Source organism: Enterobacter sp. Taxon_2 (genome assembly GCF_058355295.1).
On the sequence record NZ_CM178024.1, the window covers coordinates 4,160,921 to 4,183,532 of the forward strand.

23 protein-coding genes are annotated in these 22,612 nt (G+C 57.6%); 9 read left to right on the top strand and 14 right to left on the bottom strand.

The window, feature by feature from the left end; genetic code table 11:
- Position 1 precedes the first annotated feature (1 nt).
- From AC4IC4_RS19740 to AC4IC4_RS19750, 3 genes are all read right to left on the bottom strand, one after another.
- Positions 2-223, bottom strand: coding sequence for a TraR/DksA family transcriptional regulator (locus AC4IC4_RS19740; protein WP_032650300.1), 222 nt, complete (start codon positions 221-223; stop codon positions 2-4).
- Positions 223-450, bottom strand: a complete 228-nt coding sequence (locus AC4IC4_RS19745) for a DUF2732 family protein (RefSeq protein ID WP_491471757.1) — start codon at positions 448-450, stop codon at positions 223-225. Before AC4IC4_RS19745 ends, AC4IC4_RS19740 begins: the two co-directional genes overlap by 1 nt.
- Before the next feature lie 68 nt (positions 451-518).
- Positions 519-857, bottom strand: coding sequence for a DUF5347 domain-containing protein (locus AC4IC4_RS19750; RefSeq protein ID WP_491471758.1), 339 nt, complete (start codon positions 855-857; stop codon positions 519-521).
- A 227-nt stretch (positions 858-1,084) separates the two neighbouring features.
- On the opposite strand from AC4IC4_RS19750, the gene AC4IC4_RS19755 reads away from it, so the two are divergent.
- Positions 1,085-1,660 carry a phage repressor protein CI gene (locus AC4IC4_RS19755; protein WP_032650305.1) on the top strand — a complete coding sequence of 192 codons (576 nt, stop codon included), beginning with the start codon at positions 1,085-1,087 and terminating at the stop codon, positions 1,658-1,660.
- A gap of 101 nt (positions 1,661-1,761) precedes the next feature.
- On the opposite strand, the gene AC4IC4_RS19760 is transcribed toward AC4IC4_RS19755, so the two are convergent.
- A complete protein-coding gene (locus tag AC4IC4_RS19760; RefSeq protein WP_491471759.1) occupies positions 1,762-2,445 on the bottom strand; it encodes an outer membrane protein in 684 nt (227 codons plus the stop codon).
- A 363-nt stretch (positions 2,446-2,808) separates the two neighbouring features.
- On the opposite strand from AC4IC4_RS19760, the gene AC4IC4_RS19765 reads away from it, so the two are divergent.
- Positions 2,809-3,978, top strand: a complete 1,170-nt coding sequence (locus tag AC4IC4_RS19765; RefSeq protein WP_491471760.1) for a DNA repair protein — start codon at positions 2,809-2,811, stop codon at positions 3,976-3,978.
- Here AC4IC4_RS19765 and AC4IC4_RS19770 read toward each other — a convergent pair whose 3' ends face one another.
- Entirely contained in the window at positions 3,979-4,743 is a 765-nt protein-coding gene (locus AC4IC4_RS19770) for a siderophore-interacting protein (RefSeq protein ID WP_491471761.1), read from the bottom strand.
- 147 nt (positions 4,744-4,890) lie between these two features.
- Between AC4IC4_RS19770 and AC4IC4_RS19775 the strand changes: the two genes are divergently transcribed.
- Positions 4,891-5,385 (top strand): PadR family transcriptional regulator, encoded by a 495-nt coding sequence (locus tag AC4IC4_RS19775; RefSeq protein WP_024906427.1) that lies wholly within the window; start codon positions 4,891-4,893, stop codon positions 5,383-5,385.
- Here the strand turns inward: AC4IC4_RS19775 and AC4IC4_RS19780 are convergent.
- Both AC4IC4_RS19780 and AC4IC4_RS19785 read right to left on the bottom strand, forming a co-directional pair.
- The gene (locus AC4IC4_RS19780) at positions 5,382-6,941 is read right to left on the bottom strand and encodes a methyl-accepting chemotaxis protein (RefSeq protein WP_024906426.1); all 1,560 of its coding nucleotides are present in this window, start codon (positions 6,939-6,941) and stop codon (positions 5,382-5,384) included. The two genes, AC4IC4_RS19775 and AC4IC4_RS19780, sit on opposite strands and share 4 nt — an antisense overlap.
- A gap of 336 nt (positions 6,942-7,277) precedes the next feature.
- Positions 7,278-8,798, bottom strand: a complete 1,521-nt coding sequence (locus AC4IC4_RS19785; RefSeq protein ID WP_032650310.1) for a methyl-accepting chemotaxis protein — start codon at positions 8,796-8,798, stop codon at positions 7,278-7,280.
- A gap of 435 nt (positions 8,799-9,233) precedes the next feature.
- Between AC4IC4_RS19785 and ygjG the strand changes: the two genes are divergently transcribed.
- Positions 9,234-10,613: a putrescine aminotransferase gene (gene ygjG / locus AC4IC4_RS19790; RefSeq protein ID WP_491471762.1), complete on the top strand. Its 1,380-nt coding sequence runs from the start codon at positions 9,234-9,236 to the stop codon at positions 10,611-10,613.
- Positions 10,614-10,649: 36 nt separating this feature from the next.
- On the opposite strand, the gene AC4IC4_RS19795 is transcribed toward ygjG, so the two are convergent.
- On the bottom strand, positions 10,650-11,252 hold the full coding sequence (locus AC4IC4_RS19795) for a helix-turn-helix domain-containing protein (RefSeq protein ID WP_491471763.1): 603 nt from the start codon (positions 11,250-11,252) through the stop codon (positions 10,650-10,652).
- Positions 11,253-11,294: 42 nt separating this feature from the next.
- Here AC4IC4_RS19795 and AC4IC4_RS19800 point away from each other — a divergent pair, with 42 nt between their 5' ends.
- From AC4IC4_RS19800 to AC4IC4_RS19810, 3 genes are all read left to right on the top strand, one after another.
- Complete coding sequence (locus AC4IC4_RS19800) at positions 11,295-11,981, top strand: B3/B4 domain-containing protein (protein ID WP_491471764.1); 687 nt, start codon at positions 11,295-11,297, stop codon at positions 11,979-11,981.
- Between the two features lie 12 nt (positions 11,982-11,993).
- Positions 11,994-12,842 (top strand): dihydrodipicolinate synthase family protein, encoded by an 849-nt coding sequence (locus AC4IC4_RS19805; protein ID WP_491471765.1) that lies wholly within the window; start codon positions 11,994-11,996, stop codon positions 12,840-12,842.
- A gap of 130 nt (positions 12,843-12,972) precedes the next feature.
- Positions 12,973-13,944, top strand: a complete 972-nt coding sequence (locus AC4IC4_RS19810) for a WaaS/CpsH family glycosyltransferase (protein ID WP_491471766.1) — start codon at positions 12,973-12,975, stop codon at positions 13,942-13,944.
- Between the two features lie 42 nt (positions 13,945-13,986).
- On the opposite strand, the gene lsrG is transcribed toward AC4IC4_RS19810, so the two are convergent.
- Genes lsrG through lsrA form a run of 6 tightly spaced genes read right to left on the bottom strand, consistent with a single transcriptional unit; the run spans position 13,987 to position 19,672 of the window.
- Positions 13,987-14,280 (bottom strand): (4S)-4-hydroxy-5-phosphonooxypentane-2,3-dione isomerase, encoded by a 294-nt coding sequence (lsrG, locus tag AC4IC4_RS19815; protein WP_463699965.1) that lies wholly within the window; start codon positions 14,278-14,280, stop codon positions 13,987-13,989.
- Positions 14,277-15,164: a 3-hydroxy-5-phosphonooxypentane-2,4-dione thiolase gene (lsrF, locus tag AC4IC4_RS19820; RefSeq protein ID WP_491471767.1), complete on the bottom strand. Its 888-nt coding sequence runs from the start codon at positions 15,162-15,164 to the stop codon at positions 14,277-14,279. The genes lsrG and lsrF overlap by 4 nt, the downstream gene beginning before the upstream one ends.
- Positions 15,165-15,175: 11 nt before the next feature.
- Positions 15,176-16,177 (bottom strand): autoinducer 2 ABC transporter substrate-binding protein LsrB, encoded by a 1,002-nt coding sequence (gene lsrB, locus AC4IC4_RS19825; RefSeq protein ID WP_491471768.1) that lies wholly within the window; start codon positions 16,175-16,177, stop codon positions 15,176-15,178.
- A 1-nt stretch (position 16,178) separates the two neighbouring features.
- Entirely contained in the window at positions 16,179-17,156 is a 978-nt protein-coding gene (lsrD, locus tag AC4IC4_RS19830) for an autoinducer 2 ABC transporter permease LsrD (protein WP_491471769.1), read from the bottom strand.
- Positions 17,157-18,188: an autoinducer 2 ABC transporter permease LsrC gene (lsrC, locus tag AC4IC4_RS19835; RefSeq protein WP_491471770.1), complete on the bottom strand. Its 1,032-nt coding sequence runs from the start codon at positions 18,186-18,188 to the stop codon at positions 17,157-17,159.
- Positions 18,185-19,672: an autoinducer 2 ABC transporter ATP-binding protein LsrA gene (gene lsrA / locus AC4IC4_RS19840; RefSeq protein ID WP_491472845.1), complete on the bottom strand. Its 1,488-nt coding sequence runs from the start codon at positions 19,670-19,672 to the stop codon at positions 18,185-18,187. Before lsrA ends, lsrC begins: the two co-directional genes overlap by 4 nt.
- A 215-nt stretch (positions 19,673-19,887) precedes the next feature.
- On the opposite strand from lsrA, the gene lsrR reads away from it, so the two are divergent.
- Both lsrR and lsrK read left to right on the top strand, forming a co-directional pair.
- On the top strand, positions 19,888-20,859 hold the full coding sequence (lsrR, locus tag AC4IC4_RS19845; protein ID WP_491471771.1) for a transcriptional regulator LsrR: 972 nt from the start codon (positions 19,888-19,890) through the stop codon (positions 20,857-20,859).
- 33 nt (positions 20,860-20,892) lie between these two features.
- Positions 20,893-22,473, top strand: a complete 1,581-nt coding sequence (gene lsrK, locus AC4IC4_RS19850; RefSeq protein WP_491471772.1) for an autoinducer-2 kinase — start codon at positions 20,893-20,895, stop codon at positions 22,471-22,473.
- Positions 22,474-22,612 lie beyond the last annotated feature (139 nt).

The window sequence follows — 22,612 nt, forward strand, 5'->3', positions numbered from 1 at the left end:
CTCATCCTCCCCGGACGTGTTTATTTTTCATCTCTGCGATCTCCTGACAGGTGACGCACAGGGCTACGCCAGGCACCGCTATTCGGCGCGCCTCCGGTATCGGCGCCTCGCAGTCCTCGCAGAGGAAACGCGAAGGCGATGCGGGTCGTCTGCGGGCACGATTAATGTGCCGCTCTCTGTCTTCCTGTTCGCGCGCCTGGGCAAGATCGATAAAATCGGCCATCAGTGCAGCTCCTGTGATTCACGCTCGTAGCGGGCCGCCTCGTGGCACAGCAGTTCGGCAACGTCCTCTCCGCTCATACCGGTTTTGTAGATATGGCTCGCCAGCGCCTCCAGGCGCAGGGAGACCGCGAGGGCTCGCGCGCATCGTTCCTCCGTTTTTGCCTCTGCCAGCAGGCGTTTCAGGTCTTCACTTCCGATCGGATAAGGGCGGTTTTCACTGTTTCGCATCACGCGTTCTCCTTAAATTCAGGCAAAAGGATGCCCGGCGGGTTTACGCCATTAGTTTTTGGGTTGGGTTATATCGGCATGGTCAGCCGTTCAGGAAATAAACTCACAACAGCACGAAAATGGTTCATGGCGTTAATCAGCGCCCGTTTCTCTTCGGTCGTCAGCTCGCTGATATCGCACTCATGACGGGCGACGGGCAATCTCGCCAGGAAAAAGAGGGCGGCCAGCGCCCTGCTGTTTTCCTCAAAACAGGGGTCGCGCTTATTGCGCAGCTCGGCCATAAACCGCGCCAGCTCTTTTCCGCTATCGCTCCCGTATCGGGCGCGCAGTTCAGCGACGTGGTTAAGCCCGTTAAGACGCGCTCCCACGCTAAGTGGAACCCTTGCACGGGCAGCTTCTATCGCCATATCTCCCCTCGCATAAATTCACGCACGCTAATGCGCTGAAAACGGGTACAGCACGGTTTTTTCCACCGTTTGATGATTGCGATTTCAGAAGCCATGCTGCATGATTCCCATTTTGATACTGTCTGCAATCATTAGCCTCTGTTTGCCAACGTCTGCCGCTGATTGCCCGAATTTGCAATGATACTAATACCCAATTGAGTATTAGTAAACACCCAAAGGAATATATTTTGATCTTGGATTCTCAAGTGAATAATGAAGAGTTACTCGATAGAATCTGTCAGGTATATGGTTTCACGCAGAAAATCCAGCTGGCCCGGCACTTTAATATCGCCGCCAGCTCGCTTCAGAACCGCTACGCGCGCGGTACCGTCTCTTACGACTTTGCGGTTCAGTGCGCGCTGGACACCGGCGCCAGCCTTCGCTGGCTGATGACCGGCCAAGGGGCGCAGTTTGAAGGTCACCCCGTGCCGGGCGATCCCGTTTCAGTTTCGACATTCACACTCAGTGACGGGAGACTGGAAGAAAATTCCATTTTGAGTATAGACTCTGCTTTCTTTAGCAAACCGCTGGCGCGCGGCATCGCCGTCCGGGCGGAGGGGAAGCTGCACTTTATCGAAAAAGACGCATCGTTAACCGACGGCCTGTGGCTGGTTGAGATTGAAGGCACCGCCAGCATCCGCGACCTGACGCTGCTGCCGGGTAAAAAACTCCACGTGGCGGGCGGCAAGGTCCCGTTTGAGTGCGGTATCGACGAGATTAAAACGGTGGGACGCGTGGTAGGGATCTATCGCGAGGTTAATTGATGGCGTGCAGGTAATCAAAAACACTTGTGTGCAATAAAAAAGCCAACCCCGCATTCACGCGGTGTTGGCCCTGTTTTTAGAGCAATGACACTTACAACAGGTTAAAAGACATAACGCATGCCAAGGGTAAATTCATTAGAGACGATATGGGCCTTCATCTGCTCATCTTTTAAACCACGCATATTCGCATAGTTGTTATATCCGCTTTCGATCTTACCCATATCAACATAGCGATAGCCCAGATCGATATACAGACGTTCAACCGGCGTGTAGCTTACGCCTGCACCTAACGCGTAAGTCAGATTATTTTGCGTCGTCGAGCCATATTCACGGCCAGGATTGCCCTGCCAGCCGCCTGCTTTAATCCTGCTTACACCAAGCCCTGCGGTACCGTAAACAGAGACGCCGTAGCCCAGCTCGTAATCACGATAGACATTCAACATCAGACGTTCAGTTTCAGTCTGAAGATGATCAAAACCGTTAGGGAAGGCGCTGGAACCGTTGGTGTATTCGGTTTTCTGCTTAAAGGTGTATTCACCTTCAGTGCGCCAGCCGTTACCAAACTGATAACCCGCAGCAATCGCCGCACCGCCTAAGTGCTCTTTCTGTTTACCACCCACAAACTGCCCGACACCTGGACGGGAACTGGTATCCATCTCTTTGGCCCGCTGTTCAATCTGCAGATATTTTGCCGAACCGTAATACCCTTCTTCCGTATTTGCCGCCAGAACGGTTGCCGGGATCAGCGCGATCGGCAGGGCGACTACAATAGCTTTCATCTTCATCTACACTCCGTTGAAAATAATATTCCGCACGGCGAACCATCGTCTGCCGGTGTCAGGAAAAGTCAGTGAGATGAAGCATAAGCACTCCAGAAAGGGCAAACTATTCGGATGAATACGCGTTTTACCTGGTAATTTTACGTAGGGACTTGTCTTGATTTAAAACTATTGTTATCTATTTCAAGGAATTAACTCTCACCTCAAAAAACAAAGCGCTTATTCACCTGTTAAGCGCCCATCTTCACACTCTGTAAAATCTAAAGAAATCCCCCATCGCGCCGATCATCATCCGTGTGTATTATTTCCTGTAGCTTTTACAACAACTAACCTTAACTCAAATACTTAAGCGCCAAAGCGAAAGGCATCATGAGCACACCGATCAAACGGCTAGAAATCATTAAAAATGCCATTGAACTGGAAGATGACGACATCATCCAGAGCCAGCTGACACGCCTGAAAAATGAAGCGTTTGACGATGAGCTACAGGCAATCGTCGTGGCGCTTGAGGAGAAGAACTACACCGCTGCGATGGCGGCCATTACCGCCTGGCTGCAGAGCCAGCGCGCCGTCACCCCGTGGCGCGACCCGCAGGTGGCCGCCAGCAAGCTGGAGCTGAAGGCGCTGGAAGAACGTCTGCGCGATCTGATTGACCGCCGCAACGCCCGCGTGCAGCAGCTTGATGAGTTTAACGATCTCTATTTTTCCCGCCTTGGGCCGCTGATGCAGCAGATCCTCGCCCTGCGTAAAACCCTGGCGGAGCTAAACCTGCGTCGTCAGCAGGCGGAAGCGCGTCGTCGCGAGGAAGATTACCGTCGCTGCCAGCACTATATGGCGCAGGCGGTAGAGGTGCTGGCGACGCTCACCCAGCGCTGGCGCGATCTCCCGGCCGATTCCGTCCAGGCCGCTGAGGCGCGTAAGCATCTGGAACAGCAAAGCAATCTGATTGCCAACCTGCTGGCCGAAGCGCTGGAGCTGGAGAGCGGCTTAACGCGCGAAGAGGAGCCTGCGCGTCAGGCGCGCGACGAGGCGAACGAAGAGTACGAGAAGTATCGCGAACAGCATCACGATGCCGAAGTGCGGCTGCGCAAAGGTAAGCATCTTTCGGAAGAAGACCAGAACGAGCTCAAGCGTCTCTGGCGGCAGGCGAGCAAGCTCTGCCACCCGGATCTGGTGGCGGACGATCTGAAAGAAGAAGCCAACAGCATGATGGTGCAGCTAAACCAGGCGAAGCAGCGCGGCGATGTGAAAGCCATTCGCTCGCTGGTGGCCCGCCTGCAACAGGGCTTCGAGCCATTGATGGCCAGCGACAGGCTGAACGATCTGGAACGTATCCGCAAAAAAATGGCGCAGGTCCGCGAGCAAATCGACATTTTAGTGAACGAGCTGGCGGAACTGGAGAAAGAGGAGTCCTGGCTGCTGGTCTCGTCGCTCAACAATATGGAAGCGTACTTCGCTCAGCAGGAGAAAGCGCTGCACGAGGTCCGCGCCTCGCTCGAACATCAGGTGAACGAAGCGCAGCTGGATTCCGCCGCCTGATTATTTGGCGTGCCAGTATGCGCTGGCACGCACCAGCTGCGGGTCAATCGCGTCGGTTTCAAACTGACGGCTCAGCGTTTTCACCACCTTCCCTTCCCCGGTCAGCCAGATGAAGTAGTCTTCCCCCGGAACGGTCAGCGCCGTCAGATGGTCTGCGACCGCCTGCTCGCTATGGCCCACCACCCAGGTGATATTGAACCCGCTCAGGTGCGCCAGATAGTCTTTATAAGATTCGTCCCCGACCGTCACGACCGCATGAACCTCCGGGCGAACCGGCAGTTTAGCAATGCTTTCTAAACGTCGACGCAGCGCGGGCATGCCGGATTCATCGCACACGTACAGCTGCCAGGCGTAATCCTCCGGCACCACCAGCGAACCGCGCGGGCCGCCGATAGTCAGCGTGTCGCCCACTTTCGCCTCGACCGCCCAGCTGCTGGCAATGCCGCCGTCATGAATGAAGAAATCGAGAATCAGCTCATGATTTGCCTCATCGTAGAGCGGCGTATAGTCGCGCGCCTGCGGACGCACGCCGTCGCCCCAGTCGATGCCTTCATCGGTGACCACCGGCGGCGTAAACGTCGTCCCGGGTGCCGGGAAAAAGACCTTGGTATGGTCGTCGAAACCGCGGGAGCTAAAGCCCTCCAGCGCCTCGCCGCCTAAAACAATGCGCTGGAAACCCGCGCTGGCGCGCTCAACGCGGAGCACCGTCAGCTCGCGAAAACGCAGGTCATTACGAACACGCTGTGGATAACGGGTAGATGCCATTTTTAGACCCTTTGCTGGTGAATACGATATATCTAAATCAATTTTCAAATGATAATGATTACTAATAATGAAAAATGCAAGATCTTTTAGATTGCATCTGAATATATCTTAGATATAGTTTAGATATATCAAATTAAAGGACCTGTTATGCGACACGAACACGACAGCGGCGGGCGCCGACCGCGCTTTTTCGGCCACGGCGATCTGCGGCTGGTGATTCTGGATATCCTGACCCGTAGCGCGAGCCACGGCTACGAACTGATCAAAGAGATTGAAAACCTGACCCAGGGGAATTACACCCCGAGCCCAGGCGTCATCTACCCAACCCTGGATTATCTTCAGGATCAGTCCTTTATCACCATTACGGAAGAAGAGAGCGGGCGTAAGCGCATTGCGATTACCGCTGAAGGACAGCGCTGGCTGGATGAAAACCGGGAACAGCTGGAACAGATCCAGGTGCGTATCAAAGCGCGCAGCGTTGGTTTTCAGCTGCGCAAAAACCCGCAGATGAAGCGGGCGCTGGATAACTTCAAAGCGGTGTTAGACCTGAAGGTGAACCAGGGAGAGCTCAGCGACGCGCAGCTTAAGCAGATTATCGGCGTGATTGACCGCGCGGCGCTGGAGATCTCCCAGCTGGATTAAGCCGGTGCGTGCTCGCTCACGCGGAAGACGCGTACCAGCTCTTTCAGGTGCATCGCCTGTTCGTTAAGCGATGCCGCCGCCGCGACGGACTCCTCCACCAGCGCGGAGTTCTGCTGGGTGGTGGCATCAATCAGGCCAATCGCGCTGTTAATCTGCGAGATACCTTCCGTCTGCTCGTGGCTGGCCTGACGGATCTCACGCAAAATCACGTCCATCTCTTCCACGTTGCCCACCATCCCGTTGATCAGCCCACTCGCTTTTTCGACCAGGTTCATCCCGTCCTGGGTCTGGCTGGTGGAGCTCTCAATCAGCTCACGGATTTCGCTGGCAGACGACGCGCTCTTCTGGGCAAGCTGACGCACCTCACCGGCCACCACCGCAAAGCCGCGTCCGTGCTCGCCGGCACGCGCCGCTTCCACCGCCGCGTTGAGCGCCAGAATGTTGGTCTGGAACGCAATGGCGTCGATCAGGTCGATAATGTCGGACATCCGGTTCGATGTTTCGTTAATCAGGCGCATTTTGCTGGTCACCTGCTTCATCATCTCACCGTTGTTTTTGACCACCGTGGCGGCATCGGCAGAAAGGTTGGTCGCTTCCCCGGTATGCGAGGCGGTATTTTTCACCGTCGCGGTGATCTGCTCCATCGAGGCGGCGGTCTGTTCGACAGAACTTGCCTGCTCTTCCGTGCGCGCGGCCAAATCCTGGTTCCCGGCGACAATCTGCGCGGCTGCACTGGAGATATTCTCCGAGCCGGTTTGCACCTGCTGCACAATGTCCAGCAGTCGCGTCTTCATCTCCATCAGCGCATGCAGCAGCAGACCCGTTTCGTCTTTGCCGTGCGGCGTGATGCTGCCCGTCAGATCGCCCTCTGAAATGGCTTTTGCAAAATGCACCGCCTCGCCGAGCGGACGTGTGATAGCGCGCACGATAAACCAGCCAATCAGGCTGCCTGCCACGACGCTAAAGAGCGTGATCAGGATCAGCAGCAGGCGGTTAGACCTGAAATCTCCTTCCACCTGTGCCCCTGCACTCTGCATCTCGCTGTTTTGAATAGTAATCAGCTCCTTCACCTTCGCTTTATAAGCCTGCTGCACGGCGAGGGTGGTGGTCATCATCTCCTGAATAGCGCCCGCACGATTGTTGTTCTGCACCGCCTGCAAAATGCGGTAGCGCGAGTCCAGATACTGCTGGCGCACGCTGCGAATATCCGCCAGCACCTGCTGAGACTTTTGATCCTGCAGCGCGTTGTTAAGCTCGCCGAGGATCACCGTGATGTGCTCGCTGATCTCTTTCAGGCGCTGCTGCGATTGCCCCGTGTAGGTACCCTGCTCATCCAGCAGCATCAGCTGTTGCGTGCTAATAAATTCCTGGAAGTTATCGATTAACTGGTTCGCTTTTACCGTGGTCGGATAATCACTGGTAATAATGGATTGCATCCCGTTATTAGCCCGGTTCAGACTCAGCAGAGACAGGCTCGCGCTGATCGCCATCAGGACAATAAAGAATCCAAACGCCAGAAATAATTTCGTGCCGATCTTTACGTCATGTAAGAACATATTTTCTCCATCGATGTGATTATTTCTCAGACGATCGCTGTTATCGGTAATGATTTCGCTAACTTTATGAGTTTGATCGTTTTTTTATTTCATAACCGTCACAATGGATAGGTATAGGCTATTAATATTTCTCCATCGATCGTTACCAGACCACCAGATGGGTATTTTTCAAAATAGCGCTCTGAATAATTGACTTAGGCAGGAATAAATAACTGAGGCACTTTCTTTAGTTATTTAATATTAACTTAACAATAAAATACATTAATAGTCACAACCAGAAAATAAAACGCCGCTTATTCCTTACGGAATAAACGGCTTTTCCGGAACATTATTGACTCAATGGAGCACAGTCACCGCATCCTTAAGGCGTCCGGCGCGATGCTTCACCATCGCAGAAATGTGCGCGCTCTCCTCGACCAGGTCGGCGTTTTTCTGCGTGATGCTGTCGAGTTCAGCCACCGCGCGGGTCAACTCTGAAAGTCCGGTTGCCTGCTCGGAGGTCGCGTGGCTGATCTGGGCGATAAGCTGCGTCACGTTTTTCACCTGCACAACGATATCATCCATCGTACGGCCTGCGGCGTGTACCTGCTCAGAGCCGGACTGCACCTTGCTGGCGCTGGCATCAATCAGTTTACGAATATCATTCGCGGCACTAGCGCTGCGGCTGGCAAGATGGCGGACTTCGCCCGCGACCACGGCAAAACCTTTGCCCTGCTCCCCTGCCCTTGCCGCTTCAACCGCCGCGTTCAGCGCCAGAATATTGGTCTGGAAAGCGATATCGTTAATCAGGGAGGTAATCGAGCCAATTCGCTGCGTGCTGTCGGCAATGTCATCCATGGTTTTAACGACGGTCTGCATCGCGTTGCCCCCTTTCGTTGCCGCGCTGCTCGCGGCCACGGAGAGTTTGTCCACCTCGGCGGCGGTTTCGGAGTTGCTCTGAACGGACGCGGCCATCTGGTTCATTGTCGCGACGGTCTGCTGCACGTTCGCCACGGTCTGACGCGTCCGATCGTTCAGATCTTCATTTCCCTGCGCCAGCCTGTCGCTGCCGTCACGGACGCTCACCACCTGGCTCGACACGTCATTGATTAACCAGCGGCACATCAGGCCCAGTTGCCCGACCGCACGCAGCGTCAGCCCCAGCTCGTCGCTGCGGTTAAGGTGCTGCACGCTGTTGCGCTCGCCGGTGGCGACCTTCAGCGCCTGTCGCGCCACATTCTCTATCGGGCGGACAATCTGTTGCTCAAACAGCAGTGTCCCCAGCAGCATTACCAGCGCGGCTGCGGCAAGCGGCATCCACCCGGCGGAGGTCGCGACCAGCGTGGCGGCGAGTACGGCAAAGAGCACCGCCATCACGCTGCGCACGCGCCAGCGCAGCGGCATTGCCGGCAGTTTGCCCAGCCAGCCCTTTCCGACCACCAGCCCTTTATGAATACGTTTTTTACAGCGCCCGTCGTTCAGCGCCCGGTAGAGCGGCTCCACGGCGGCAATCTCTTCCGCTGTGGCTTTGGTACGAATGGACATATAGCCCGTCACCTGCCCGCGGCGCACCATCGGTACCGCATTCGCACGCACCCAGTAGTGGTCGCCGTTTTTGCGCCGGTTTTTGACAATCCCGCTCCACGGCTCGCCCTGCTGCAGCGTGTACCACATATCGGCAAACGCGGCTTTTGGCATATCGGGATGGCGTACCATATTGTGCGGCTGGCCCGTCAGCTCATCGAGCTGGTAGCCGCTCACCTGCACAAAGGTGTCGTTGGCGTGGGTGATGTAGCTGTGGACGTCTGTGGTAGACATTAAGGTGGTGTCATCGTCCAGAGGATATTCATTCTGGGTGACATATGTTGGAGAGGACATGGCGTGCATCCCTTGCAGGTTATTTGAATGTTAATTTTGTGGGTCAATGTTTTTTCGGCGGTAAACAATTTATCTTTAGTTGTTAAACTTGATGGAGATCGCAGATTTGACTTAAACCATACTTTTTGTGCGATTTTTTAATCCATTGATTTCAAATACTTTCGCAGAGAAATTACCCACAAAGCATGACCCGTTAATGCCCACTTAAGTTGCAGCGTATGCACTTCTTTAGTGCAGCGGCGCTCTTCCCCCTTCTTTTATACTCTCTGCCCCGTACCGCTAAATCCCGTTTGGCTTCTATCGGCATGATTAAATATTGTGCAACATTATTTTAACCTGGCGTTTATCCCGATTTTCGTTAAGTCATCTGAAGTGGCGTAATCCCTGCAATACTTAAACCAGTATCATGTGATACGCGATCCCCGGGAGCACATTTTGAACAGGTTACCTTCCAGCGCCTCGGCTCTTGCCTGTACCGCGCACGCACTGAATCTCATTGAGAAGCGAACGCTCGATCATGAGGAGATGAAACAACTTAACCGAGAGGTCATCGATTACTTTAAAGAGCACGTCAATCCAGGGTTTCTGGAGTATCGCAAATCTGTTACCGCCGGCGGGGATTACGGAGCCGTAGAGTGGCAAGCGGGGAGTCTGAACACGCTTGTCGACACCCAGGGACAGGAGTTTATCGATTGCCTGGGAGGTTTTGGAATTTTCAACGTGGGGCACCGTAATCCAGTTGTGGTTTCCGCCGTACAGAATCAACTTGCGAAACAACCTCTCCATAGCCAGGAACTGCTCGACCCGCTTCGCGCCATGCTCGCGAAAACGCTGGCGGCCTTAACGCCCGGCAAACTGAAGTACAGCTTCTTTAGCAACAGCGGCACGGAATCGGTCGAAGCGGCGATTAAACTCGCTAAAGCGTACCAGTCGCCGCGCGGGAAATTCACCTTTATCGCCACCAGCGGCGCGTTCCACGGTAAATCCTTGGGCGCACTGTCTGCTACCGCCAAATCCACCTTCCGCAAACCGTTTATGCCGCTGCTGCCGGGCTTCCGCCACGTGCCGTTTGGCGACATCAACGCCATGCGCACCGGGCTGAGCGAATGCCGCAAGACCGGCGATGACGTGGCGGCGGTGATCCTGGAGCCGATTCAGGGCGAAGGCGGCGTGATCCTTCCTCCGCAGGGCTATCTGCCCGCCGTGCGTCAGCTGTGCGATGAGTTTGGCGCCCTGCTGATCCTCGACGAAGTCCAGACCGGGATGGGGCGCACCGGCAAGATGTTTGCCTGCGAGCACGAAAACGTGCAGCCGGACATCCTGTGCCTGGCGAAGGCGCTCGGCGGCGGCGTGATGCCGATTGGCGCGACGGTGGCCACCGAGGAGGTCTTCTCGGTGCTGTTCGACAATCCGTTCCTGCATACCACCACCTTTGGCGGTAACCCGCTGGCCTGTGCGGCCGCTCTGGCGACCATTAACGTGCTGCTGGAGCAAAACCTGCCCGCGCAGGCGGAGCAGAAAGGCGACATGCTGCTGGACGGCTTCCGTCAGCTAGGCCGGGAGTATCCGGACCTGGTGCAGGACGCGCGTGGGAAAGGGATGCTGATGGCGATTGAGTTTGTTGATAACGAAACCGGCTACAGCTTCGCGAGCGAGATGTTCCGCCAGCGGGTGCTGGTGGCCGGAACGCTCAACAACTCGAAAACCATCCGCATTGAACCGCCGCTGACGCTGACGATTGAGCAGTGTGAGCAGGTGCTGAAAGCGGCGCGTAAAGCGCTGGCAGCGCTGCGGGTGAGCGTGGAAGAGGCGTAATCAACGCCGGGTGGCGTTACGCTACCCGGCAGTTTTTTATCGGTGAAACTCCGCCACCGTCATGGTGAAGCGAAGCACGGTATCGCTTTCATTGGCGTAGCCGTGCAACGCTTCCGTTTTCGCCACCGCCGACGCACCAGCGTTAATCTGGGTCACCGCCTCATCCACCGTCAGCGTTAACACGCCCTCGTTTACGTGCAGCAGCTCAAAGGTTCCCGCCGGGTGCCCCGGAGAGGTAAAACGTTCTCCCGGCTGCATCTCCCACTGCCATAACTCAATCATGTCAGGTCCCGCGGTACCCGCCAGCAGTCTGGCACGTCCACCCAGCGCGCCCTGCCACAGCACCGGAATCGCCTCTTCTTCGATAACATGTACCAGCGGCTCGCTGGAGACGTTGACGATATCCGCCACGGAGATGCCGAGCGCGGCGGCCAGCTTGCACAAAATGGCGATACTGGGATTGGCTGCGCCCTTTTCGATCTCCACCAGCATCCCTTTGCTGACGCTGGCGCGGCGGGACAGCTCGTCCAGCGACAGCTTTTTCTCTTTACGCCAGTTGCGGATGCGGTTCGCCACGGCCAGGCTTACCTGGGCAACATCGGCACCCGAATCAGTCATTATATTGACTTTATCAGTCATTGGTCACTACCATGGTATAAAACAGTCAATACAGGATTATTTATGTCTCTCGTTACGCCGTCAATAGATTCGCGTCTTGCCGGGATTGCCCCAGGCTTTCGGGCGCTGAGCATTCTGGTGGAAGCTGCGCCGATTACCCACCCGGAGGTAGCGCCCGCCGCGCTGGCGCAGGCCTGCCAGCAGATGTTGAATGATGATGTGCCGTGGGCTGATGCACACCTTTCAGACTGGGATGAGGTGTTTAAAGCCTTCGGCGCGAAACCGAAACGCACGCCCTGTTCCGCCGCGGCCCTGCGCAAGCGGGTACTGAAAGACGGTTCGCTGCCGTCGCTGGATCCGGTGGTGGATATCTATAACGCAGTGAGCATTCGCTATGCCATTCCGGTGGGTGGGGAAAATCTCGCGGCGTACTCGGGTGCGCCGCGTCTGACGCTGGCCGACGGCAGCGAGCCGTTTGATACTTTAAAAGAGGGACAACCAGTGGTAGAACATCCGGAACCTGGCGAGGTTATCTGGCGCGACAATCTCGGCGTCACCTGCCGCCGCTGGAACTGGCGACAGGGGGTGCGTACCCGTCTGGACAGCCACGCGCAATCTATGTGGTTTATTCTTGAAAACCTGCCGTCGATGCCGCTTGCGGCACTGGAAGAGGCGGGAGAAGAGCTGGTCAACAACCTGCAGCGGCTGATGCCGGGGGCCACGGCTCAGGTTAAGATGCTGATGCTGTAAGAGGACAACACGATGTTTCACGGATTAAGCGCTTTTCCGTTAACCCCCCTGAAAGAGGGGACGTTTGACGAGCAGTCCTTCATCAATCTTCTGCGCCCCGTGGTCGACGCTGGCGTGGATTCTCTGGGCATTCTCGGCTCAACGGGAAGTTATGCCTATCTGACCGTAGAAGAGCGCGGTCGGATCGCACGCTGCGCGGTGGCGCATGCTGATGACATTCCGGTCATCATCAGCATTGGCGCATTACGGCTGGACGATATTCTGCGTCTGGCTGACGACGCGCAATCGGCTGGTGTCTCCGGCGTGCTGCTGGCCCCCGTGTCGTACCAGCGATTAACGGAAGACGAAGTGTTTAATCTCTATGAAACGGTGACTCGCCAGATCTCCGTACCGCTGTGCATTTACGATAATCCCGCCACGACCGGTTTTTCGTTTAGCGATGAACTGTTATTTGCCACCGCGGCCCTGCCGAATATAGGCTCCATAAAGCTTGGTCGCCTGCCGGAGGACCTGTCGCAGGTACGCGCTCGTCTTCCTGAGACCGTCACGCTGGGCATCGCCGGCGACTGGCGAGCGGCCTCCGCCCTGCATGCCGGGTTTGACGTCTGGTACTCGGTGCTCGGCGGATTGTTCCCGCAAACAGCGCTGGCGATTGCGCGTTCGAAAGAGACGGCACAATCCGAGCGGCTGGAGCCGCTGTGGGAATTGTTCCGTCGATACGGCAGCTTGCGGGTGGTAGCGGCCGCGGCAGAAATGCTGGGGAAAGTGGAAACACCCGCGCTCCCCTTCCCGCTTCAGGCTATTCAGGGTGAGCCGCGCGAAGCGCTTGCTGCGATACTTGCGGATCTGGTGCTGGCCTGAACAACGCCGGGTGGCGCTAGTGCTGACCCGGCCTACAAAATCAACACAACCTCACCGTACCGGCATAATGATTCTCCCTCTGGAATAAGATATCATTTGGAGAAATTCGACCATCAATCCCTGAGGGACCATGCGCTACTATTTTCTGGAATGGGTAAATGATTTCGAAATTATGATGCTTAATTCTCTGGCGAAGGATTATCCTGTCATGAAAATCAATCGTATTATGCGGCGTTATAAATCAGTTAATGCCTTTATGCCCGGTACGCTTTTAAAAAAGTGGCATAAACGTTTTCATTGTGCCGTTAAATTATCGGCGATAAAGCCAGATGATATTGTAATTTGTAACGGCTATAGCGTTTTCCCCTTCCTGGATTATATTACCAGCATGCCGTGTAAAAAAGTGTTAATCCTGCGCGATTCGGTTGTGGCCTTAACACGCAAGCGCCGCCTTCTTGGTCAACTGACTGAAGACGAAGACTATATCGAAAAGGTTCGCCCGGTATTTGACGTAATATTTAGTTTTGACTCTGCTGACTGCCAACGCTATAACCTGGCGATGATTGAACAATTTTTACCGTTCAGCCTGCATGAAATTCAACGATTACAAAAAGAGAGCCAAAGCGAGAATAAAAGCTGCTTTTTTGTTGGAGGCTATGAGCCGGTTCGTGCAGAAACCCTTAAGATAATCACGCCTGAACTTGAAAATAACGGTTATAACCCTGACTTTTACCTTTTGGATAAATACAACAATCAGAATAACTACCCGGACAACTGTCAAAATAAAAGACTTAGTTACATCGAAAACATTGAGAAGGTGAAACACGCCTCTGTTTTACTGGAAATCAATAAGCCTGAGCAGCAGGGATTAACGCTACGTGCTTTGGAAGCGCTTATTTTCAATAAAAAACTAATTACCACCAACGTGTCGATTCGAAGCATGGATCTTTACGACCCTGCACGAATTTTTATTTATAACGAGGATGATATTGAAGGTCTTCGGGATTTTTTGCAGAGCCCACTTCCCAACGTGGATGAAACGCTTCTGAGTAAATACAGTGCTGATAGTTTGATAAAGACATTGCAGAAGGTTAATTTCTGACAGGGCGTTTACCCGACAGACATACGCTGTCGGGTAACTCCGTTACTCCGGCAACAACCCCACAAAACTGCGTTTCTTACGTGGCTCCGACATCAATTCCTCAAGCTTATCCACGCACGCCAGATAGTGCTGCGTTTGCTTATGCGCCAGCACCGCCTCTTCGTCTTTGTAGGCCTCGTAGATAAAGAACCGGGTTTTCACCCTCGGGTCCTGCAATACGTCAAAACGCAGGTTTCCCGGCTCCTTGATTGCCCCCTCGTGGTTGGCGCGGAATACCTCCAGAAACTCGTCCACCCGCTCGGGCTTAATGTTGATTTCAACCAGCGTCACGTTCATTTTGCTTCTCCCTGTTTCTCTTCCTGCCAGAACTGGAACGCATCGCGGGCATTCCAGTTCTCGTGAACCACTTTTTTCACCGCCTTCAGCATGGCGAGCGGCGCGCTGGACTGGAAGATGTTGCGCCCCATGTCCACACCGGATGCACCCTGATCTATCGCGCGCCAGCACATCTCCAGCGCCTCGTGCTCCGGCAGCTTTTTGCCCCCGGCGATGACTATCGGCACCGGGCAACTGGCGGTCACTTTTTCAAAGCCCTCGTCCACGTAGTAGGTTTTGACGAACTGCGCCCCCATTTCGGCGGCGATGCGGCTGGCGAGCGAGAAATAGCGCGCGTCACGCGCCATCTCTTTACCGACCCCCGTCACCGCCAGCGTCGGCATGCCGTAGCGCGCGCCCGCATCGACAAGCTTGATGATGTTGTTGATCGACTGATGCTCAAACTCACTGCCGATGTACACCTGCGCCGCCACCGCGCAGACGTTCAGGCGCAGCGCGTCCTCCATCGCCACCGCCACGCACTCGTTCGACAGCTCGCCCAGAATCGAGTTACCGCCGGAGGCGCGCAGCACCACCGGTTTGTTCGCCGCGGCGGGCACCTGGCTCCTGAGGATGCCGCGGGTGCACATCAGCACGTCGGTTTCACCAAACAGCGGCGCGATGGAGAGGTCGATACGCTCAAGGCCGGTGGTCGGCCCCTGAAAGTAGCCGTGGTCAAAGGCCAGCATCACCGTACGGTTGCTCTTAGGGTTGAAGATGCGTGCCAGGCGGGACTGCATGCCCCAGTCCAGCGAGCCGCAGCCCTTCAGCGTGAACGGCACGTTGACCTGCGGCGTGCCGATGCCAAAATCCTTACCGTCTTTGATATCGTCTAAATCAGCCATTTGCTCCCCCGTCAGAAATCGTATTTGCTGATGTTCTCTTTGGTGAACACCACCCGCTCCGGCAGCAGCACGATGCCGTTGCCCTTCGCCTCATACTGGTAACCCTGCACGCTGTTCGGCTCGACCTTCAGCGCCCCGATATTTTTTACGTCCACGCTGTCGCCGACGTTAAGATCGCCTTTTTTCAGCAAACGATCGGCGACATTGACCGCAATTTTGCCCTGTTGTACGACATCCCACAGGCCGAAGGCTTTTACCGTGCCGCGCTCAACGTACGGACGCATCACGTTCGGCGTACTGAACCCGACAATCGCCACCCCTTCGCGATTCAGGTTTTCCGCCGCCTGCGCAGCGGCCGGCAGCGCGTTGGCATCCGGGGCGATGATCGCATCCAGATCCGGATACGCTTTTAAGATCCCTTCGGCGGTTTGCAACGATTTGGTGGCGTCGTTATAGCCAAACTGGGTAGTGACGACCTGCCACTGGGGATGATCTTTCTCGATTTTGGCCTTCGCCTCTTTCACCCACTGGTTCTGGTCGGTGACGGTGGGGCTGGAGTAGAAGAACGCCACTTTGGCATTCGGTTTGGTGACCTGCTTGCCCGCCATCTCCACCAGCAGGCCGCCCAGCTGTTCCGGCGTTCCCTGGTTGATATAGATGCTGCGGCACTCCGGTTTGGTGTCGGAGTCCCAGGTCAGGACCTTGACGCCGCGCTGCATCGCGCGCTTGAGCGCCGGGCAGAGGCCGTCCGGCGACACGGCGGAGACGATGATGGCGTTATAGCCCTGGTTGACGAAGTTATTGATCAGCTGCACCTGGCCGGAGACGCTCGGCTCGGTCGGGCCGTCGTAGGTGACGTCCACCCCAAGGTCTTTCCCCGCCTCTTTCGCGCCGTTGCCGCCGCTGGTGAAGAAGCCCACGCCCACCAGCTTCGGGATAAAGGCAATGCGGTCCGCCGCCTGCGCCGAAGCGAAGCTGAGGGCCATTGCCAGGACGAACAGTTTTGTTTTCATCTTACGCTCCGGATAGTTTTCTAAAGAGAGAACGCACCCACTCGCGGTGCAGACTCAGCGAACGTCCCATCACCACCACGACCAGCAGCGCCCCTGACAGCGCGCTCGACACCTGATTAGGGATACCGACCATCTGTAAACCCTGCTGCAGGTAGCCCACCAGCAGCGCCGCCAGCGCCGTACCGACAACCGAACCTGAACCGCCGTAGATATTGGCCCCGCCGAGCACGGCAGCGGTGAGCGCGGGCATCAGCAAATCGCGCCCCAGATCCGACCGCGCGGAGCCGAAATAGGAGACCATTACCAGCGCGGCAACCGCCGAGGCCACGCCCACCAGACCATACAGCGCGTAGAGCATGCCGTTCGCCGACAGCGCCGCATAGCGTGCCGCACGCGGATTTTGCCCAATCAGGAACAGATGGCGCCCAAAGCGCCCGCGGTGGGTAATCAGCCAGAAGAAGACGGTAATCACCGCGAACAGCACCAGCGGGATCGGCAGCCCCAACACCGTGAGGTTAGCGAACGCCGTGAAGCTGTCCGGGAAGCCGCCGATGCCCTCGTAGCCCGTGGCTCCCGCCATGCCGGAGAGCAGCAGCGCCCCGCCGCCGTAGAGGTAGAGCGTGCCAAGGGTAATCACCAGTGGGCTGATGCCGGTGTAGTGGATCAGCGCCGCGTTTACCAGCCCGCACAGGAGTCCCAGCAGCAGCGTCAGCGGAATCGCAACCGCCATCGGCCACCCGATCTGCATCATCACCCCCAGCGCAATCGCGCACAGGCCGATGGTCGAGCCCAGCGAAATGTCGATCCCGCCGCTGATGATCACCAGCGTCAGCGGCAGCGCCACAATGCCGATGCAGATAAAATCGCTGGTGCTGAACAGCAGCATGTTGATGTCGAGCATGCGCGGGTTGATGGCGCCAAAGAGCAGGATCTCCAGCACCAGCAAAATGAGCAGCGCGCTTTCCCAGTTAAGCCTCATTTACGCCACCTCTTTTTTGCGTTTGGGAAACGGGGTGACGTGCTTTCCCCCTCTGTTACCCGGCTGGAAGCGACCGTACTTCAGCGCCCGCTGATGGCGCGCCAGCGCCTGACGCAGACGCCCGTCGAGCACCAGAACGCCCAGCAGCACCAGCCCGGCGATAAAGTCGTTCCACCAGGCCGGGAGCCTGAACAGCACCAGCACGGTGTCGATTTGCGTCAGGAAAAACGCGCCAAGCAACGCGCCGATCAGCGTGCCCGTGCCGCCCAGCAGCGAAATGCCGCCGAGGACGCAGGCGGCGATGGCCTTCATCTCCAGCCCGCTGCCGGTCTGGTTGGGCACAAAGCCAATCTGCGCGGCAAAGACGATCCCGGCGCAGGCCGCCAGCATGCCGTTCAGGGTAAAGGCGATCATGCGGGTGCGGTTCACCGCCACGCCCAGCTGGCGCGCGGCGGCGAGGTTATCCCCCACCGCGTAAAAATCACGCCCGAACGCGGTGCGCGACAGCGTCCACGCGCCGGTGACCACGATAATCAACACCACCATGCCAAGGGGCGACACGCCGAAGGCGGCAGGCTCAGAGAGAGATTTCAGCCCCGGCGGCAGCCCCTCAATCCACTTCCCGCCGGTCCAGAGCAGCATTGCCCCGCGATACAGCCCCAGCGTGCCGAGGGTGGCGACAATCGCCGGGATGCGCAGCCCCACCACCAGAAACCCGTTGAACGCCCCGGCCAGCGCGCCAACCGTGAGCGCGAAGAGGATGGAAACGGGCAGGCTGTAGCCGCTATTAAGCGCCACGCCGACGGCAATGGCGGAGAGCCCGACGATGGAGCCGACGGAAACGTCGATATTGCGGGTCAGCATCACCAGCGCCGCGCCGATCGCCAGCAGGATCAGGATCTGCGAGCTGGAGAAGATCATCCCCAGCGTCTGCAAACTCAGGTAGGACGGATTGAGCGCCACCAGCACGGCGAACAGCCCCAGAATGGCGAGAAACGCGCTCAGCTCGCGGTTTTTCAGTAAAGTCTTCATGCTTGCCCTCCGAACGCCAGCGCCATCATTCTGTCGAGGCTGACGGCATGGCGCGGCAGCTCGCCGCTGAGTACGCCCTGATGCATCACCAGCACGCGGTCCGCGAGGCCCGGAAACTCATCGAGATCGCTTGAGATCATCAGCACCGCCACGTTCTGCGCCGCCACGCTTTTGATCAGCTGGTAGATGTCGGCGCGCGCCGAGACGTCCACGCCGCGCGTCGGTTCATCGACGATCAGCAGCAAAGGGTTGGCCTCAAGGCAGCGCGCCAGCAGCACCTTCTGCTGGTTACCGCCGGAGAGCGTGCGCACGGTTTGATCCGCATGGTTGAGCTTGATCCCCAGCGCCCGGTGATAGCGCTCCACGACCGCAGACTCCCGCTTGCGCTGCTGCCAGAGAGACGGCTCGTTCAGCGCCACGGTGTTCCAGCGGATCGGCGCGTCGAGGAACAGGCCGGACACCTGCCTGTCTTCCGGCAGGTAGATCAGCCCTTTTTCCAGGCGTGAACTTACCGGATCGCCGGTGATCTCCTGGTTCTCCAGCCAGACGCGGCCCCCGCGCACGGGCCGCAGGCCGTAGAGCGTTTCCGCAAACTCGGTGCGCCCGGATCCCACCAGCCCTGCCAGGCCGACGATCTCGCCAGCGTAGATCTCAAGGCTGAGATCGATAAAGCCTTCCCCGGTAAGATCGTCAACGCGTAGCACCGGGAAATCCTGCGGCTGGGTGCGACGGTTTCCCGGCAGCGCCAGCCACAGCTTTTGCGTATCGCTGAGGGATTTCTCCCGGCTTACCGGCGTCATGGCGGCGATCAGGGCGCTATCGTCAAACTGCGCGGTTTCGCCGCTCAGCACCACCGCGCCGTCGCGCATCACCGAGACGTGGCTTGAAAGCATGCGAATTTCCGGCAGCTTATGGGAGATAAAAACAATCCCGACGCCGAGTGTCTGCAGGGCGCGGATCTGGCGGAACAGCCGTTCGGTTTCGCCCGGCGTGAGGGAGGCCGTAGGTTCGTCGAGGATTAGGATCCGGGCGTTGCGCATTAATCCGCGCAGGATCTCCACCATCTGCTGATCCGCCACTTCCAGAGTGCTGGCGGTAGCGTCGAGGTTAAGCTGGCACTGCAGCTGCTGGAGTTTCTCCGCCAGGCACTTTTCAAGATCGCGCTCGCGCGGCAGGCGGAACAGGATGTTTTCCCGCACCGTCAGGTTGGGGAACAGCAGCGGCTCCTGCGGCACGAGATAAATGCCAAGCCTGTGCGCCTGAACGGGCGTCAGCCGCGCATATGACTGCCCCTCGACGGAAAGTTCACCGCTGTCCGGCGTTTCGACCCCGGCGATGATCTTCATCAGCGTCGATTTTCCCGCGCCGTTTCCGCCCATCAGGGCGTGCACCTGGCCCGCAAGCAGCGTGAAATCAATGCCTTTAAGAACCGGCACGCCTGAGAACTGCTTGCTGATATTCCGCGCGTCGAGAAGTGAGGTCATCATCGCTCCGCTATTGAACAAATGATTTTTAGATTTAATAATGTTCAAAAGCGTAGACGGTGAACTATATTTACAACCGTGCAGGGATCACAGTTTTATCGATTGAGATTCAGATAAACCAGATACGATCGAAATGATCCATTTTGTCGCGTGGCTCACACTTTCCTTCCGCGCCAACACGAACATATGATCTAAATTTTTATAAGAGTTCAACTATGAGCGATAAACGCACTGCGGAAGAAGGACGGTTTGCCGGGCTGGCGCTGGCGGAAGAGGAGCTGGTGGCGCGCGTGGCATGGTGTTACTACCACGACGGGCTGACCCAGAACGATATCGGCGAGCGGCTCGGGCTGCCGCGATTAAAAATCTCCCGCTTGCTGGAGAAGGGCCGTCAGTCCGGGGTGATCCGCGTGCAGATCAACTCCCGCTACGAGGGCTGCCTGGCGCTGGAAACCGAGCTACAGCAGCGCTTTGACCTGAAGCTGGTGCGCGTGATGCCCGCCCTGAATACGCCGCCGATGAACGTGCGGCTCGGTATTGGTGCGGCGCAGTCGCTGATGGGCGTGCTGGAGCCCGGCCAGCTGCTGGCGGTGGGGTTTGGTGAAACCACCATGAGCAGCCTGCAGCACCTGAGCGGCTTTATCAGCTCGCAGCAGATCCGCCTGGTGACGCTCTCCGGCGGCGTCGGGCCGTACATGACCGGTATCGGCCAGCTGGATGCGGCCTGCAGCGTCAGCATGATCCCCGCCCCGCTTCGCGTGTCATCCGCCGAGGTGGCCGGGATCTTAAAACGTGAAACCAGCGTGCGGGACGTAATCCTCGCCGCCACCGCCGCCGACGTGGCAGTGGTCGGCATTGGGTCGGTGAACCAGCGCCGTGACGCCACGATCTTGCGATCCGGCTATATCAGCGAAGGTGAACAGCTGATGTACGCCCGCAAAGGCGCGGTCGGCGACATTCTCGGCTATTTCCTCAATGCCGAAGGGGAGTGCGTCGAGGAGCTGGAGATCCATAAAGAATTACTCGGCGTCTCGCTTGATGAGCTGGCGCAGCTGCCCACCATCGTTGGCGTGGCCGGAGGGGAAGAGAAAGCCGATGCGATTTATGCCGCACTGAAGGGTCGCCGTATCAATGGCCTGGTGACGGAGGAGACGACAGCCCGCGCGGTGCTGGCTCTGACCAAATGAGAGCCCGCCCTGCGCTAACAGCGAGGCAAGCTCATGAGTTACCTTTTAGCGTTAGATGCAGGGACCGGCAGCGTTCGCGCCGTGATTTTCGATTTGCAGGGCAACCAGATTGCCGTCGGCCAGGCCGAGTGGAAGCACCTGAGCGTGGAGAACGTACCGGGGTCGATGGAGTTCGACCTCGAGACCAACTGGCAGCTGGCCTGCCAGTGCATTCATCAGGCGCTGTCGCGCGCGAATCTGGGCGCGGCGGACATTCAGTCCGTCGCCTGCTGCTCCATGCGCGAAGGGATAGTGCTGTATGACCGCAACGGCGGGGCCATCTGGGCCTGCGCCAACGTTGACGCCCGCGCCAGCCGCGAGGTGGCCGAACTCAAAGAGATCCACGACTACCGTTTTGAATCCGAAGTGTATGACGTTTCCGGGCAGACGCTGGCGCTGAGCGCCATGCCGCGCCTGCTGTGGCTGGCACACCATCGTCCGGATATTTACCGCAAGGCCGCAACCATCACCATGATCAGCGACTGGCTGGCGGCGAAGCTCTCCGGCGAGCTGGCGGTCGACCCGTCTAACGCGGGCACCACCGGCATGCTGGATCTGTTTTCCCGCGACTGGCGTCCGGCGCTACTCGACATGGCCGGGCTGCGCGCCGATATTCTCTCCCCGGTGAAAGAGACCGGCACCGTGCTGGGCGCTATCACCAAAGAGGCCGCGCAGCAAAGCGGCCTGCGCGAAGGCACCCCGGTGGTAATGGGCGGCGGCGACGTGCAGCTGGGCTGTCTGGGGCTGGGCGTGGTTCGCGCCGGGCAGACGGCGGTACTGGGCGGCACCTTCTGGCAGCAGGTGGTGAACCTGCCGCAGGTGCGCACCGACCCCGAGATGAACATCCGCGTCAACCCGCACGTTATCCCCGGCATGGCGCAGGCGGAGTCGATCAGCTTCTTTACCGGGCTGACCATGCGCTGGTTCCGCGACGCCTTCTGCGCGGAGGAAAAGCTGATTGCCGAGCGGATGGGGATGGACACCTACTCCCTGCTGGAAGAGATGGCCAGCCGCGTGCCGGCGGGTTCACACGGGGTGATGCCGATCTTCTCCGACGCCATGCATTTTAAGCAGTGGTACCATGCCGCGCCGTCGTTTATTAACCTCTCCATCGACCCGGAAAAATGCAATAAAGCGACGCTGTTCCGCGCCCTGGAGGAGAACGCGGCGATCGTCTCGGCCTGTAACCTGGCGCAGATTTCGCGCTTCTCCGGCGTGACGTTTGAGAGCCTGGTGTTTGCCGGTGGCGGTTCAAAAGGCGCGCTGTGGAGCCAGATCCTCAGCGACGTCACCGGCCTGCCGGTGCGCGTGCCGGAAGTGAAGGAGGCGACGGCGCTGGGCTGCGCCATTGCGGCAGGCGTTGGCGCAGGGCTGTTTGCCGATATGGCCTCGACGGGCGAGCGGCTGGTGAAATGGAGCCGCGAATTCACGCCAAACCCGGTACATCGCGAGCTGTACGACGGCATGATGCAGAAATGGCAGGCGGTATATACGGACCAGCTTGGGTTGGTGGACAGCGGGCTGACGACGTCGATGTGGCAGGCACCGGGGCTGGTGCGGGCAGCGGCGCCGTAAATAACGCCGGATGGCGCTACGCTTATCTGTCCTGGGGTTTTGTAGCCCCGGTAAGCGCAGCGCCACCGGGGAAGTTCTTTGAGATCTATCACAATCATTCGATCCCGCTTTTACCTTTCCGCTGCTGCTGGCTAAATTA